This is a genomic window from Serratia sarumanii, assembly GCF_029962605.1.
Taxonomy (GTDB): domain Bacteria; phylum Pseudomonadota; class Gammaproteobacteria; order Enterobacterales; family Enterobacteriaceae; genus Serratia; species Serratia sarumanii.
In genome coordinates this window covers 2,031,804-2,045,460 of record NZ_CP124750.1, presented here as the reverse complement: position 1 = coordinate 2,045,460, position 13,657 = coordinate 2,031,804, and the positions used below count along the sequence as shown (strand labels likewise).

The window sequence follows — 13,657 nt, the reverse complement described above, 5'->3', positions numbered from 1 at the left end:
GGCGACAAAAAGAGCGAGGACCGCTACTTTTGCCACCCGGCACAAGACTCGCGTTATGGTGCCCCCCACCTTCCAAAAAAGGAAACCCCCAACAAAATTTCGTTTGCTGGGGGTTAAAAATGCACGAATCAGACCATAACCACGGCTATTCGATACCGTATTTTTTCTCGGTTACGAATTTCGGCTCTTTCCAGTTGGGGCCTTTTTTAACAAGCATTTTGTCGCCCCATTCAATAACACCATTCTGACGTAACTGTTCGAACACCCGCCTGAATTCACCATTCCCAATTACTGCGAAATTATGGCGACTAAAGAATCGATCCATTTGGGGATAACCAAACCCATCCTCATTTCTCACCAAAAAGGCAATGACGTCAGAAATTTTTTCTTCTTTTGCCAAGCGTTCTAAATCAATCATTTTAGCATCCTCAACTCTTGTTGTTCAGCAGCGTCTAAAGCCTCCTGCGTATAGAGCAAAGCCTCGCTGTTGCCTAATTGATAATCTTCCAACGTCGCAGTATGCGTATTATTCCACACTTCCCCTTGATTATCTGGCACAGAGCCATCTCTAATACCCAAATTGCGATAACGCTCCAATTCCCTGATCTCATGTGTATAAAATCGCCTGTCAGTATCGGTGGGGGGCAGTTCTCCCTTCAAGATCTTTTCCAGGCGGCCGATCATCACTTTGTTAGCGTCCGACTCTGTAAAACGCCCAGTATGCAACTTCACCTTATCCACGCCAGCACGGTCGATGCTGGCCCCTTTCCAATCCAGATTCTGGATGGGGCCTCCAGCTTTATTGGTGTTGTATTCACGACCGCTGTATTTGCCCCTGGCGTTGGTTTCACCATAGGGCTTGCTCACCATCACATAGATGGCCTCTACACCAATCTCCGTCGCATCCGGCTGCCACAGGATAAAGTCTTGCAGATCCTGCACCACATCCGCCGGGAAGGTGGTGACCACGATGCTGTCCGCCTGCCTGATGCCGGTGCCGGTATGCACTGGCGATTTGTGCCCCGGTGAGCCGTTGCCGGTATGCGGCGGCGCGGCCGGCCCGGTCGGCACCGGGTTAATCAGTATCGTCCTCGCCGGCACCCCCGCCATTGCGGGCAGCGTGATTTTGTCCAGCCCCGTCAGCTCATCGCGAACGGGTCTGAATACCGGCACGCTCGGCGATACGCCGCCGACGCCCGTTCTGACGAAGTTGACGCTCTGTCTCCCGTCATCGTCAGTGGTGATAAATCCGCGCACCGGCAAATCGACCGAGGTCATGCCGGGCTGGATGGTCGCCCTGCCCGCCGCCGCCAGGCTCGCCTGGAGGGCAAACAGATTGACATCCCGCCCTGGCACCCGATCGCTCCCTGCACCGACCTCCGTCGGGTAGAAGCCGAGGGCAAAAGCCCCCAGCACCGATCCGGCGGCGACTGCGGTGCCGGCGCGTATACTGCCAACTTCGTAGGCCGCCCGCCACGACGCGCTCGCTGCCCAGCCAGCCAGTTCGCTCGTGGTCGTCATCACACCTTGCCCGACCATCGACGTCTGCAGCATCGCGGGCGCGCGGTTAAGCACCATGGCGCCTGCGGCAGCCAGTGCCGCATTGGCCGCTTTTAGCTTTTCCGGGGAGTATGCCGGTGCATCCAGAATCCCCGCTTTGGCGAACAACGCTTTTCTTGCGGCTTCCACCTTGCGGGCCTCTTCAGCCTTGCGGGCTTCTTCTGCTTTGCGAGCCTCTTCAGCCTTGCGAGCTTCTTCAGCTTTGCGGGCCTCTTCAGCCTTACGAGCTTCTTCGGCTTTGCCGGCCTCTTCGGCCTTACGAGCTTCTTCGGCCTTGCGGGCTTCTTCTGCTTTCCGCTGTTCCTCAGCGACATCCTTAAGCATCTGTTGCCACTGTTGGTAAGCACGGGTAAGCGAAGGAACTTCTACTGTGGTTTTTCGGTACCCCGTCCGACTGTCTCCTTTCCCCCCACCGTTAATCTCATACTCAATCACAACCTCAGTCATGACTTTATTGTTATTCAGCCAATAGCCCGGTGGTATCTTCCCTTGAAAAACAGAGGAATAGGCACTAAACGTAACGTTGTTTTCCGCCACCGTATTGGCATCACCATTGTTACCGCTGGGCCCACGCTCGTAATCACCGAGTCGGTAGCCGGTTTCAACCTTTCCTAAATAATGCGTATTTTCATTTACTGTGCCCTCGCTGGTGGTAAATGAAGATATTAAATCCCCTTTGATTCGCGGTCGCACTGACTGGAAAGCCATCTCTACGGCGAGAGACTGCTCTCGACGCATACCCGAAAGGCTTATACTCAGCAGACCGCGGGCATCTACACTGACTAACTCAACTTTCGCCGATGGACTAATGCGCAGAGCCCGCTTTTGCAAATCCGCCAGCATGCTTTTAATCGCTGGATCATTCAGCACTGCGGTCATCTGGCGTTGGAAAGCACCCGCCTGAGAGTTGTCGTTGCCACTGTCTCGACCGCCATTGCCATTGGAGCCGCCACCGGGTTCGGGAGTATCTCCTTTTTCAGAACTCCAGTCAGTCCCATCCCCTTTTCCACCACCATAGTTAAATCCGCCCATATCTTTCTCCTTGCTCAAGGCAGGCGGAGCAAATACTGCATTATTCAGCCGCAATAATTACTCCGTTGAAAACATCGTCAATTGGCCGCAGCTCAAACATTTTGAGATGTTGAAATCCTGGCTTCCAACGCCGCCAACCGCGATTCCAACCCTTCTCGGGCCGCTCGCTCTTCCTTAAGCGCCTCAACCAGCAACGCCACCACGCCGTTGATATTGATGCCCCGCGCATCCTTCAGTACGCTGCCGTCGTTGAGCTTCAACTCGGTTTGGGTTACCGACTGCGGCAATACGCTCTCCACTTCCTGAGCGATCACCCCGGCCTCCGGCACGCCCTGTTTGAGGTAGGTGTAGCCGCCGATGCGGGCTAGTTTGTCCAATGCGCCTTCGATTTGGGTGATGTCCGTTTTCATGCGGGCATCGGAGCTGCTGTTCCAGGCGCCGTTGGTGTAGGCATGACCGTTATTCCGGAACTCATACCATCCTTGCGCCCCGCCGTTGGCCACATGGAATGCCATGGCATGGTATTGGCTAATGTGTTCAATATGATAAATATCTGCGCTCAGATCCCCATTTCCCTGAAGACGCACCCCATTGGTAATACGTTCTGCTTTACCTGAAACGTCAATATTGCCGGCAGCGACAATCCAGCCATTGCCGTTACGTTTTGTCAGTTGCCCGGCAGAGAGCTCGCTGTTCGCCTTTACTTGAATTTCATTCCAGCGTCCCGCAAGGTCGCTATAAGCCAGTAATCCCGTATCTTCTTTCCCGGGGATAATCCGCGCGCCCATCATCATAGAAGAACTGACTCCGCTGGTGACGAAGCGCGTATGAATATACGGTGCGTTGTATGCCTGCCCATTTATCAGGGGAGTGGGTCCAGTGGTCACAGCCCCTATACCCGCGTCATGCGATACCATCGCACCACCGGAAATATCAACGCCGTTGCCGAGTGCAACCCTGCCGGAAGCCAGGCTGAAAGCGAAAGGACGCGAGGTGTTCCATTGTCCGTTTTGAGCTTGCCCAGCCTGAGTTGTCAGTAAGTAGAAAGCCTCGCCATCATTACGCAGCATCACACCGGTATTGCCATTTGCCAGCCGAAAACCGTTGGCCGATTTGGAGACGATTTCACCGTCGCTGACCACGCGCTGGCGCAGCGTAGACAGCGATTTTAGTTCGGCAATATCGTCGTTAACGCCGTTAATCACCTGAGCATTTTTCTTTTCTTCTGCCATGATTATTACCCTCTTACGTCCTGTTTGATGGCGGTTAACAGCGCTCATTCCCCCAGCATTCCCTGGCCACTGGGCTCACCGCACCGAAGCTGTAAAACCGGTTAAGCACACAGCAATCCTGTATGCATAACCAGCACTCTATCTCTGAGGATAACGGGATTCCCTCACCACGGGTTGTATGGTGAAGGGGACAACAATGAGGCAGGGAACGATAAGAGAACGGCGGGCGCGCTGTGCCCGCCGGGCGTATCAGAAAAGGGAATGCGGGCCGGCGCAAGCCGGCCGGGGAACGAAGGTGTTTACCGCGCCCGCTCGGCGGCCAGCGCCGCGATGCGCATGATCACCGCCACCGCTTGCTCCATGCCTTCCAGCGTCACGAACTCGTGCTTGCCGTGGTAGTTGTAGCCGCCGGTGAACAGGTTCGGGCACGGCAGGCCGCGGAACGACAGCTGCGCGCCGTCGGTGCCGCCGCGGATCGGCTTCATCACCGGTTCGATGTCGCAGTCGCGCATCGCCTGCTGCGCCAGCGCAATCACGTGCGGGTGCTCCGCCACCTGTTCGCGCATGTTGTAATAGCTGTCTTCGATGCTCACTTCGATATAGCAATCGCGCGGCAGGCCTTTGCCGACCTCACGGGCGATGTCCACCATCTTGCGCTTGCGCGCCTCGAATCCTTCGCGCTCGAAGTCGCGCAGGATATAGTGCATTTCGGCGCGCTCCACGCTGCCCTTGATGCTGCTGAGGTGATAAAAGCCCTGGTAGCCTTCGGTGGTCTCCGGCGCTTCGTCCGCCGGCAGCGCCTGATGAATGCGGGTGGCCAGCGACAGCGCGTTGACCATCACGCCCTTGGCGCTGCCGGGGTGCACGCTGTTGCCGAGGATTTTGATCGTCACCGAGGCGGCGTTGAAGTTCTCGCACTCCAGCTCGCCGACGCCGCCGCCGTCCACGGTGTAAGCCCATTCGGCATTGAAGGCCGCCACGTCGAACAGCTGCGCCCCCTTGCCCACCTCCTCGTCCGGGGTGAAGGCCACGCGGATGTCGCCGTGCGGGATTTTGCGCGCACGCAGGCGCACCATGGCGGTGAGGATCTCGGCGATGCCGGCCTTGTCGTCGGCGCCCAGCAGCGTTTTGCCGTCGGTGGTGATCAAGGTCTGCCCCAGCATCTGGTGCAGGATCGGGAACATCACCGGCGACAGCACTTCATCGCCGATGCCGAGCGCGATGTCGCCGCCGCGATAGTTCTCGACGATCTGCGGATTGACGTGTTTGCCGCTGAAATCCGGCGAGGTATCCAGATGGGCGATAAAACCGACCGCCGGCACCGGCCAGGCGACGTTGCCCGGCCAGGTGCCCATCACGCAGCCGTGTTCGCTGAGCGACACCCGCTCGAAGCCGAGCGCGATCATTTCCTGCTGCAACGCACGCGCCAGCTTCAACTGCCCGTCGGTGCTCGGCACATGCTTTACGTTCGCTTTGGACTGGGTGTCAAAAGAGACGTAGTTGAAAAAGCGGTCAAGTAATTTGTCCATGGTAGCGGCCCCTCAGAATATCGCGTTTCATTATGCGGAACCGATCAGGATCAAATATTGCGTCAGGTCATTTTTAACCAGAATTCGCCAATATCATTAATCTTTGTGATGATTTCTGAGGGAAATAACACTGTCATCACAGGGTCATTTGTCGCTATCATGATGAAAAACGCGGCATCTGGGCCGGATCGGCTTTCAATTCCGGCATTCAGCGTCTATCATGCGCGCTCGAAAAATTTCCATTGGCGCAACTGGTTTGAGCTTCATTTGATCAGCGGGCATTCCGCAAGCTCCGGCAGTCTTTTCCAGTTGCGGTTCTATCTGCATTAGCCCACGGGATAGAGTAATACGATAAATGACTGAGACATCCTCTCTGACTCCCCTTGTTGAACTGCATGCCCTGAGCAAAGCGTTCGATGGCAAAACCATCATTGCCGATCTCGAACTGGCGATTAACCACGGCGAATTCCTCACCATTCTCGGCCCCTCCGGCTGTGGCAAAACCACGGTGCTGCGCCTGATCGCCGGTCTTGAAGACGCCGATCGGGGCCGCATCGTGCTCGACGGCCAGGACATCACTGCCATTCCGGCCGAACATCGCCACGTCAACACCGTGTTTCAGAGCTATGCCCTGTTTCCGCACATGTCGGTGTTCGACAACGTCGCCTTTGGCCTGCGCATGCAAAAGGTGCCGGCGGCGGAACTGACGCCGCGCGTCGAAGAGGCGCTGCGCATGGTGCAGCTGGATGCCTTCGCCAAGCGGCGGCCGGGCCAGCTCTCCGGCGGCCAACAGCAGCGCGTGGCCATCGCCCGCGCAGTGGTCAACAAGCCGAAGGTGCTGCTGCTGGACGAATCGCTGTCGGCGCTGGACTACAAGCTGCGCAAACAGATGCAGAACGAGCTGAAGGCGCTGCAGCGCAAGCTGGGCATCACCTTCGTGTTCGTCACCCACGATCAGGAAGAAGCACTGACCATGTCGGATCGCATCGTGGTGATGCGTGAAGGCCGCATCGAGCAAGACGGCACGCCGCGTGAGATCTACGAAGAGCCGAAGAACCTGTTCGTCGCCAGCTTTATCGGCGAGATCAACATCTTCGACGCGGTGGTCTTGCAGCGCCTCGATGCGCAGCGGGTGCGCGCCAACGTCGAAGGCCGCGAGTGCGACATCTATGCCGATCTGCCGGCAGAGCCGGGCCAAAAGCTGAAGGTGCTGCTGCGCCCGGAGGATCTGCGGGTAGAAGAAGTGAACGACAGCGCGCAGCACGACGGGCTGATCGGCTACGTGCGCGAGCGCAACTACAAAGGCATGACGCTGGAGTCGGTGGTTGAGCTGGAGAGCGGTAAAACGGTGATGGTCAGCGAGTTCTTCAATGAAGACGATCCGGACGTCGACCACTCGCTCAACCAGAAGATGGCGGTGACCTGGGTTGAAAGCTGGGAGGTGGTGCTGGCCGATGAAGAAATCGCGTAAAGTCTTCCAGAATGTGGTGATCGTCGGCGTCGTCGCCTGGCTGCTGCTGTTCGTGTTCATGCCGAACCTGATGATCATCGCCACCAGCTTCCTGACCCGCGACGACGCCAATCTGGTGCAGATGGTGTTCACGCTGGACAACTACCGGCGCTTGTTCGATCCGTTGTATGCCCAGGTGCTGCTGCATTCGCTGAACATGGCGCTGATCGCCACCCTGTGCTGCCTGGCGATCGGCTACCCGTTCGCCTTTATCCTGGCGCGGTTGCCGCAGAAGGTGCGACCGCTGCTGCTGTTTCTGCTGATCGTGCCCTTCTGGACCAATTCGCTGATCCGCATCTACGGCCTGAAGCTGTTTCTCAGCACCCGCGGCTATCTCAACGACGCGCTGCTGTGGATCGGCGTCATCGACAAGCCGCTGCGCATCATGTACACCTCGGAAGCGGTGATCCTCGGCCTGGTGTATATCCTGCTGCCGTTTATGGTGATGCCGCTCTACTCCAGCATCGAAAAGCTAGATAAGTCCTGCCTGGAGGCGGCGCGCGATCTCGGCGCCGGCAAGCTGCAGACCTTTATCCGCATCATCGTGCCGCTGACCATGCCGGGCATTATCGCCGGCTGCCTGCTGGTGGTGCTGCCGGCGATGGGGCTGTTCTTCGTCGCCGATCTGATGGGCGGCGCCAAGAATCTGCTGATCGGCAACGTGATTAAAAGCCAGTTCCTCAATATCCGCGACTGGCCGTTCGGCGCGGCCACCAGCATCTGCCTGACGCTGGTGATGGGGCTGTTGCTGCTGGTCTATTACCGGGCCGCCCGCCTGCTGAACAAGAAGGAGGATCTGGCATGATCGGACGTCTGCTGCGCGGCGGCTTTATGGCGCTGGTATACGCTTATCTGTATATCCCGATCGTCATCCTGATCGTCAACTCCTTCAACGCCTCGCGCTTCGGCATTAGTTGGCAAGGAGCCACCACCCAGTGGTACAGCACGCTGCTCAACAACGACAGCCTGCTGCAGGCCGCCGGCCATTCGCTGACCATGGCGGTGCTCTCCGCTACCTTCGCCACGCTGATCGGCTCGCTGACCGCGGTGGCGCTGTACCGCTACCGCTTCCGCGGCAAGCCGTTCGTCGGCGGCATGCTGTTCGTGGTGATGATGTCGCCGGACATCGTGATGGCCATCTCGCTGCTGGTGCTGTTCATGCTGCTGGGCATTTCGCTCGGCTTCTGGTCGCTGCTGTTCTCGCACATCACCTTCTGCCTGCCGTTCGTGGTGGTGACCGTCTACGCGCGCCTGAAAGGCTTCGACGTGAAGATGCTGGAGGCCGCGCGCGATCTCGGCGCAAGCGAGTTCACCATTCTGCGCAAGATCATCCTGCCGCTGGCGATGCCGGCGGTGGCGGCCGGCTGGCTGCTGAGCTTCACCCTGTCGATGGACGACGTGGTCGTCTCCTCCTTCGTTACCGGCCCGAGCTACGAGATCTTGCCGCTGAAGATCTATTCGATGGTGAAAGTCGGCGTCTCGCCGGAGGTCAACGCGCTGGCCACCATTTTGCTGCTGCTGTCGCTGGTGCTGGTGATCGCCAGCCAGTGGGTGATGCGCGATCGCGCGCCCAAGGCCGAATAATCCTCCCCGCCGGGCGCTGCGGCGCCCGGTTGTGATCCCCTTCACAATCGGCACCGGTTGTCACTCCCTGACCATCGGTGCCTATTTCCGCCCCGCCGATTGCAGCGGCGAAAACTTCCCCCTATAACTGAATCCAGGCAAGGTGCCTTATTTTTTTCTCGCTTCCAGGGAGTTTATTCAGCAACGTCGTCATCCATTAAAATATAAAAAGGAACTGCCATGAAAGGTATTATCGATAATATCTTAAGCAAGCTGCAGCTTTTCTCCAAAGCCATGATGGGGCCGATATTTTTCCTGCCGGTGATCGGTCTGATTCTGGCGCTCAGTTCTATTCTCACCAATGCCACACTTATCAATGAACATTCCGCCGTGTTCTCTATCGGTAAAATGATCGGCGATACCTTCTGGCCGTTATTCGGCAATCTCGGGCTGATTTTCTGCATCGGCATTACCTACGGCCTGGCCAAAGACAAAAAAAGCGAAGCGGCGCTGGTTGCGGTGATGTGCTTTATCATGTTCCTCGGCGCCAATTCGTCTTATCTGCAACTCAGCGGCCACGTCGCGGCCAAGATCAACGGCGAATATTACGGCACCGGGCAGACTGAACTGCTGGGCTTTACCGTGGTGGATATGGGCATTTTTCTCGGTCTTATCCTCGGTGTCACCATCGCCTGGGTGCACAACCGCCTGTGCAACGTCGAGCTCAACGGCGTGTTCTCGGTCTACGGCGGCGCCAAACTGGTGCTGATCGCCATGACGCCGATCATCATGCTGTACGCCGTCGCCTTCAGCTACCTGTGGCCGGCCATCTCACAGGGCCTGATCGCGCTGACCGGCTTTATGAAAAGCTCCGGCTCGCTCGGGGTTTTCGTCTACGGCTTCTTCGAAAAATTCCTCATCCCCACCGGGCTGCACCACTTTATCTGGTCGCCGTTCCAGCTCACCAGCATCGGCGGTTCAATCGTGCAGGACGGCCAGACCGTCTCCGGCTCGCAGGCAATTTTCCTGGCCTATATGCGCGACCCGAGCATCTCGCCGCTGATGAACGAAGCGCTGCGCTTCTCGCAGCAAGGGATGGTGACCATCTTCGGCCTGTCGGGCGCGGCATTGGCTTTCTATCACACCGCCAAACCGGAAAAGAAAATGCTGGCCAAGGCAATTCTGATCCCGGCCATCACCACCTCGATCCTGGTCGGCATCACCGAGCCGATAGAGTTCACCTTCCTGTTTATCTCTCCGCTGCTGTGGGTGATCCACGCCGTGTTGACCGCGCTGTCGCAGGTGGCCTGCAACCTGTTCCAGGTGCGCCCCTGGGGCGCCAGCGGGCTGGTCGAGTTCCTGGCCTACAACCTGCCGCTGCCGGTCTCCCTCACCCGTTGGCCGCTGTATGTGGTCATCGGCCTGGTGCAGTTTGCGGTGTATTACCTGGTGTTCAAAACGCTGGTGCTGAAGCTCAATCTGAAGACGCCGGGCCGCGAAGATGATCAGGACGTCAAACTCTATTCCAAACAGGATTACCGGAACCGCAAAAATAACCCGGACGAACTGAGCGGCATCATTATTCGCGCGCTGGGCGGCAAGGAAAACATTATTTCCGTCGACAACTGCTTCACCCGGCTGCGGGTGGAATTAAAGGATATGGCGCGGGTGGATGAGGCCGCGTTGAAAAGCACCGGCGCCAAAGGCGTGGTGAAGAATCGCCGTGAAGTGCAGGTGATTTACGGCGTCACGGTCGGCAAGGTCAAAAATCAGGTAGAGAAATATTTAGCGGCACTCTAACGCTTTATTAATGGGAGATATCGAATGAAATTAACCGTTCTCGGCGGCGGCGGCGTGCGTTCCCCGTTCCTCGCCAAATCCATCGCCTATAACGCCCATCGCATCGGCATTACCGAAGTGGTGTTTATGGATACCGATGAGCGCCATCTGGCGATCTACGGCGCCCTGGCGCAGGGCGTATTCCAGCGCATTCGCGGCGACATTGCTTTCAGCCTCAGCAGCGATGCGCGCCAGGCGCTGCAAGGCGCCGACTACATCATCACCACCCTGCGCATCGGCGGCGAGGAAGGCCGCATCCATGACGAGCGCATCGCGCTCAATCACCAGTTGCTTGGGCAAGAAACCACCGGCGCCGGCGGCTTCGCCATGGCGATGCGTTCGATTCCGGCGATCCTCGACTATTGCCGCCTGATCGAGCAGCTTTCCTCGCCGGACGCGGTGTTGTTCAACTTCACCAATCCTTCCGGCATGGTGACCGAGGCGATCATCAAATCCGGCTTCCAGCGCCGGGTCTACGGCATCTGCGACGCCCCCAGCGAGTTCATCCGCGAACTGGCCGAGCTGCTGGACTGCCGCGAAGACCAGCTGAGCGTCGACTGCTTCGGCCTCAATCACCTTTCCTGGTTCCGCAATGCGCGCGTCAACGGCGAGCCGGTCACGGAACGGCTGCTGGCGGATCCGCGCCTGTATCGCGAAACCTGCATGAAATACTTCTCGCCGGAGCTGGTGGCGCTGTCGGACAACCTGATGCTCAACGAGTATCTCTACTATTACTACTACCGTGAGCAGGCGATCGCCGCCATCGTCGAGGGCGGCGAGACCCGCGGCGAACAAATCGCGGCGATCAACCGCCAAATGCTGTCGGCGTTGGGCGAGCTGGACATCCCCCGTCAGTTGGAGCATGCCTTCTCTGTCTACTTCAGCCATTACCTGCAGCGCGAAAATTCCTATATGCAGCGCGAGTCCAGCCAGGGCAAGGTGAAAACGCGTGAGATGCTGACGCTGCAACAGTTTATCGAACAGCCGGACAGCGGCGGCTATGCCGGGGTGGCGATCGACATTCTGGAGGCGGTCAACAGCGGCCGGCAAAAACGCGTGGTGGTATCGATGCAAAACCGCGACACGCTCGATTTTCTGCACCCGGAAGACGTGATCGAAATCAGCTGCGAATTGAGCAGCGCCGGCATTCAGCCGGTCAAAATGCGTGATATTCCCGACACCCAGAAGAACCTGATTTCGCAGGTGAAAGAGTACGAACGGCTGGCGGTGGCGGCGATCTTGACCGGTAACCGCCAGTTGGCCATCAAGGCGCTGATGGTGCACCCGCTGGTCAACTCCTACTCGCTGGCGAAAATGCTGGTGGAGGAGTACCTGCAGGCCCACCGTCAGTATGCCGGGCACTGGCGCTAAGCGATGCGGCGCGGCCGTCAGCGGCCGCGTCGTTCAAACCAGGCGGTGATCACATTCTCGAATCCCAACAGACAGTGGCCGAAAAACGGATTGGGATAGTAGATATCGTGATCGTATTTTTGCCGGTCCTCAAACAGAAAGGTCATGTCGGCCTGCTGCGCCAGCGGGCTGTCGCCGTCGCCGCAGAAGGCCGCCAACAGGATGCGGTTACGCTTCACCGCCTCGCTCCAGCTCAGCGCCGAGCCGCTGTTGCCCGACTTTGAAATCACGATCACCATATCGAAGCGAAAGCGCGTCTCACGGTCAAGAATGTCGAAATCCGGCCACAGCGACAGGTAACTGTCTACGCCCAGCGTCATAAACTTGTTGTACATATACTGCGCCACCAATTGCGAAAAACCGCTGCCGTGGATCAGGATCTTGCCGCTGTCGAGCAGATCGAGAAACTGCGCCGGCGGTACCGCCGGCGTAGCGCGCTCCGCCTGATAGGCCGGCGCCATCGTCAGGTTGAATTTGATGAAATAGACCAGTTCGAGATAGCCGCGAAAGCCCAGCTTTTTAGCCAGCCGCACCAGCGTCGAGGGGGAACTGTAGCAGCGTGCGGACACCGCGCGGATGCCGTCGTCGATGCAGGCGTCCGGATTATCGAGAATGCAGTGCAAAATCGTCAGATCCGTCTTGCTGAGCTCCGCCTGGCTGAAGACCTGTTTGAAATTCATCGCCGCCCTCGTTTATTCGCCAAAATTATTGTTTCGCACGCGCTTCACCGCCTGTCCAGCGCGAGACCATCAAATTGTGATGCGCTTTAAGCCGCCAAACCCCTTGATTTGCCTGCGGGATAACCGCCTTTACCCACCCCGCCCCGCCCCCTATAATGGCCCCTTTCTGGGGTATGGCGCGGCCGAAAACGGCGGCTCATACGGGTTCGGCTCACGACTGCTGAAGGATACGCTGCATGAAAAAGTGGTCACATCTGCTCGCAGCCGGGATGATGGCGCTGAGTATCTGCTCTGCAAACGCCTCTGACGGCAAAACACTGTATTTCTATAACTGGACTGAATACGTCCCGCCGGGGCTGCTGGAGCAGTTCACCAAGGAAACCGGCATCAAGGTGATTTATTCCACCTATGAATCCAACGAAAGTATGTACGCCAAGCTGAAGACCTATAAAGACGGCGCGTACGATCTGGTGGTGCCTTCCACGTACTTCATCGCCAAGATGAGCAAGGAAGGCATGCTGCAAAAAATCGACAAGAGCAAGCTCAGCCACTTCAAGGATCTCGATCCTACCCTGCTGAACAAGCCGTTCGATCCCAACAACGACTACTCCATCCCCTACATCTGGGGCGCTACCGCCATCGGCGTCAACAGCGACGAACAGGATCCCTCTACCGTTACCGCCTGGGCCGATCTGTGGCAGCCGCAGTACAAGGGCCGCCTGCTGCTGACCGACGACGCGCGCGAAGTGTTCCAGATGGCGCTGCTCAAGCTGGGCTATTCCGGCAACACCACCGACCCGAAAGAGATCGAAGCCGCCTATCACGAACTGCAGAAATTGATGCCGAACGTGCTGGCCTTCAACTCCGACAACCCGGGCAACCCGTTTATGGAAGGGGAAGTCAACGTCGGTATGGTGTGGAACGGTTCGGCCTTCGTGGCGCGCCAGGCCGGCACGCCGCTGGAGATCGTCTGGCCGAAGGAAGGCGGGATCTTCTGGATGGACAGCCTGGCCATTCCGGCCAACGCGCGCAACGTCGAGGGGGCGCTGAAGCTGATAGACTTCCTGCTGCGGCCGGAAATCGCGGTGCAGGTGGCGGAAACCATCGGTTACCCGACGCCGAACCTGGCGGCGAAGAAACTGCTGTCGCCGGAGATCGCCAACGACAAGTCCCTCTACCCGGACAAGGCGGTGATTGAGCACGGCGAGTGGCAAAACGACGTCGGCGACGCCAGCACGCTGTATGAAAGCTACTTCCAAAAGCTGAAAGCCGGGCGCTAATACGCCCCGCCATCCCATCAGG

General features: G+C 58.0%; 12 protein-coding genes. 7 read left to right on the top strand and 5 right to left on the bottom strand.

Annotated features, from left to right (window positions below; genetic code table 11):
• Positions 1 to 145: 145 nt before the first annotated feature.
• From SSARUM_RS09755 to pepT, 4 genes are all read right to left on the bottom strand, one after another.
• A complete protein-coding gene (locus tag SSARUM_RS09755; RefSeq protein WP_033638197.1) occupies positions 146 to 418 on the bottom strand; it encodes a hypothetical protein in 273 nt (90 codons plus the stop codon).
• Positions 415 to 2,646, bottom strand: a complete 2,232-nt coding sequence (locus SSARUM_RS09750; protein ID WP_262926967.1) for an S-type pyocin domain-containing protein — start codon at positions 2,644 to 2,646, stop codon at positions 415 to 417. The genes SSARUM_RS09755 and SSARUM_RS09750 overlap by 4 nt, the downstream gene beginning before the upstream one ends.
• 38 nt (positions 2,647 to 2,684) lie before the next feature.
• Positions 2,685 to 3,824, bottom strand: coding sequence for a tail fiber domain-containing protein (locus SSARUM_RS09745; protein ID WP_049196636.1), 1,140 nt, complete (start codon positions 3,822 to 3,824; stop codon positions 2,685 to 2,687).
• Positions 3,825 to 4,123: 299 nt separating this feature from the next.
• Positions 4,124 to 5,353, bottom strand: a complete 1,230-nt coding sequence (gene pepT, locus SSARUM_RS09740; RefSeq protein ID WP_004941154.1) for a peptidase T — start codon at positions 5,351 to 5,353, stop codon at positions 4,124 to 4,126.
• A 57-nt stretch (positions 5,354 to 5,410) separates the two neighbouring features.
• Here pepT and SSARUM_RS09735 point away from each other — a divergent pair, with 57 nt between their 5' ends.
• The 6 genes from SSARUM_RS09735 to SSARUM_RS09710 all read left to right on the top strand — a co-directional run bounded on the left by SSARUM_RS09735 (position 5,411) and on the right by SSARUM_RS09710 (position 11,636).
• The gene (locus SSARUM_RS09735; RefSeq protein WP_126179550.1) at positions 5,411 to 5,683 is read left to right on the top strand and encodes a hypothetical protein; all 273 of its coding nucleotides are present in this window, start codon (positions 5,411 to 5,413) and stop codon (positions 5,681 to 5,683) included.
• A gap of 25 nt (positions 5,684 to 5,708) precedes the next feature.
• The gene (gene potA, locus SSARUM_RS09730) at positions 5,709 to 6,824 is read left to right on the top strand and encodes a spermidine/putrescine ABC transporter ATP-binding protein PotA (RefSeq protein WP_060428531.1); all 1,116 of its coding nucleotides are present in this window, start codon (positions 5,709 to 5,711) and stop codon (positions 6,822 to 6,824) included.
• On the top strand, positions 6,808 to 7,668 hold the full coding sequence (gene potB / locus SSARUM_RS09725) for a spermidine/putrescine ABC transporter permease PotB (protein WP_033646379.1): 861 nt from the start codon (positions 6,808 to 6,810) through the stop codon (positions 7,666 to 7,668). The genes potA and potB overlap by 17 nt, the downstream gene beginning before the upstream one ends.
• Complete coding sequence (potC, locus tag SSARUM_RS09720; protein WP_033638190.1) at positions 7,665 to 8,447, top strand: spermidine/putrescine ABC transporter permease PotC; 783 nt, start codon at positions 7,665 to 7,667, stop codon at positions 8,445 to 8,447. Before potB ends, potC begins: the two co-directional genes overlap by 4 nt.
• A gap of 219 nt (positions 8,448 to 8,666) precedes the next feature.
• Entirely contained in the window at positions 8,667 to 10,226 is a 1,560-nt protein-coding gene (locus tag SSARUM_RS09715) for a PTS transporter subunit EIIC (protein WP_033638189.1), read from the top strand.
• 24 nt (positions 10,227 to 10,250) lie between these two features.
• The gene (locus tag SSARUM_RS09710; protein WP_060428528.1) at positions 10,251 to 11,636 is read left to right on the top strand and encodes a family 4 glycosyl hydrolase; all 1,386 of its coding nucleotides are present in this window, start codon (positions 10,251 to 10,253) and stop codon (positions 11,634 to 11,636) included.
• Between the two features lie 17 nt (positions 11,637 to 11,653).
• On the opposite strand, the gene SSARUM_RS09705 is transcribed toward SSARUM_RS09710, so the two are convergent.
• Positions 11,654 to 12,355 carry a MurR/RpiR family transcriptional regulator gene (locus tag SSARUM_RS09705; protein ID WP_060428526.1) on the bottom strand — a complete coding sequence of 234 codons (702 nt, stop codon included), beginning with the start codon at positions 12,353 to 12,355 and terminating at the stop codon, positions 11,654 to 11,656.
• Positions 12,356 to 12,591: 236 nt separating this feature from the next.
• On the opposite strand from SSARUM_RS09705, the gene potD reads away from it, so the two are divergent.
• Complete coding sequence (gene potD / locus SSARUM_RS09700) at positions 12,592 to 13,635, top strand: spermidine/putrescine ABC transporter substrate-binding protein PotD (RefSeq protein WP_033638184.1); 1,044 nt, start codon at positions 12,592 to 12,594, stop codon at positions 13,633 to 13,635.
• The last annotated feature ends 22 nt before the right edge of the window (positions 13,636 to 13,657 follow it).

Coding starts and splice junctions, on each gene's coding strand:
- SSARUM_RS09715 (WP_033638189.1), top strand. CDS start 8,667: ATGAAAGGTATTATCGATAATATCTTAAGCAAGCTGCAGCTTTTCTCC.
- SSARUM_RS09710 (WP_060428528.1), top strand. CDS start 10,251: ATGAAATTAACCGTTCTCGGCGGCGGCGGCGTGCGTTCCCCGTTCCTC.
- potA (WP_060428531.1), top strand. CDS start 5,709: ATGACTGAGACATCCTCTCTGACTCCCCTTGTTGAACTGCATGCCCTG.
- potC (WP_033638190.1), top strand. CDS start 7,665: ATGATCGGACGTCTGCTGCGCGGCGGCTTTATGGCGCTGGTATACGCT.
- SSARUM_RS09705 (WP_060428526.1), bottom strand. CDS start 12,355: ATGAATTTCAAACAGGTCTTCAGCCAGGCGGAGCTCAGCAAGACGGAT.
- SSARUM_RS09755 (WP_033638197.1), bottom strand. CDS start 418: ATGATTGATTTAGAACGCTTGGCAAAAGAAGAAAAAATTTCTGACGTC.
- SSARUM_RS09745 (WP_049196636.1), bottom strand. CDS start 3,824: ATGGCAGAAGAAAAGAAAAATGCTCAGGTGATTAACGGCGTTAACGAC.
- potD (WP_033638184.1), top strand. CDS start 12,592: ATGAAAAAGTGGTCACATCTGCTCGCAGCCGGGATGATGGCGCTGAGT.
- pepT (WP_004941154.1), bottom strand. CDS start 5,353: ATGGACAAATTACTTGACCGCTTTTTCAACTACGTCTCTTTTGACACC.
- potB (WP_033646379.1), top strand. CDS start 6,808: ATGAAGAAATCGCGTAAAGTCTTCCAGAATGTGGTGATCGTCGGCGTC.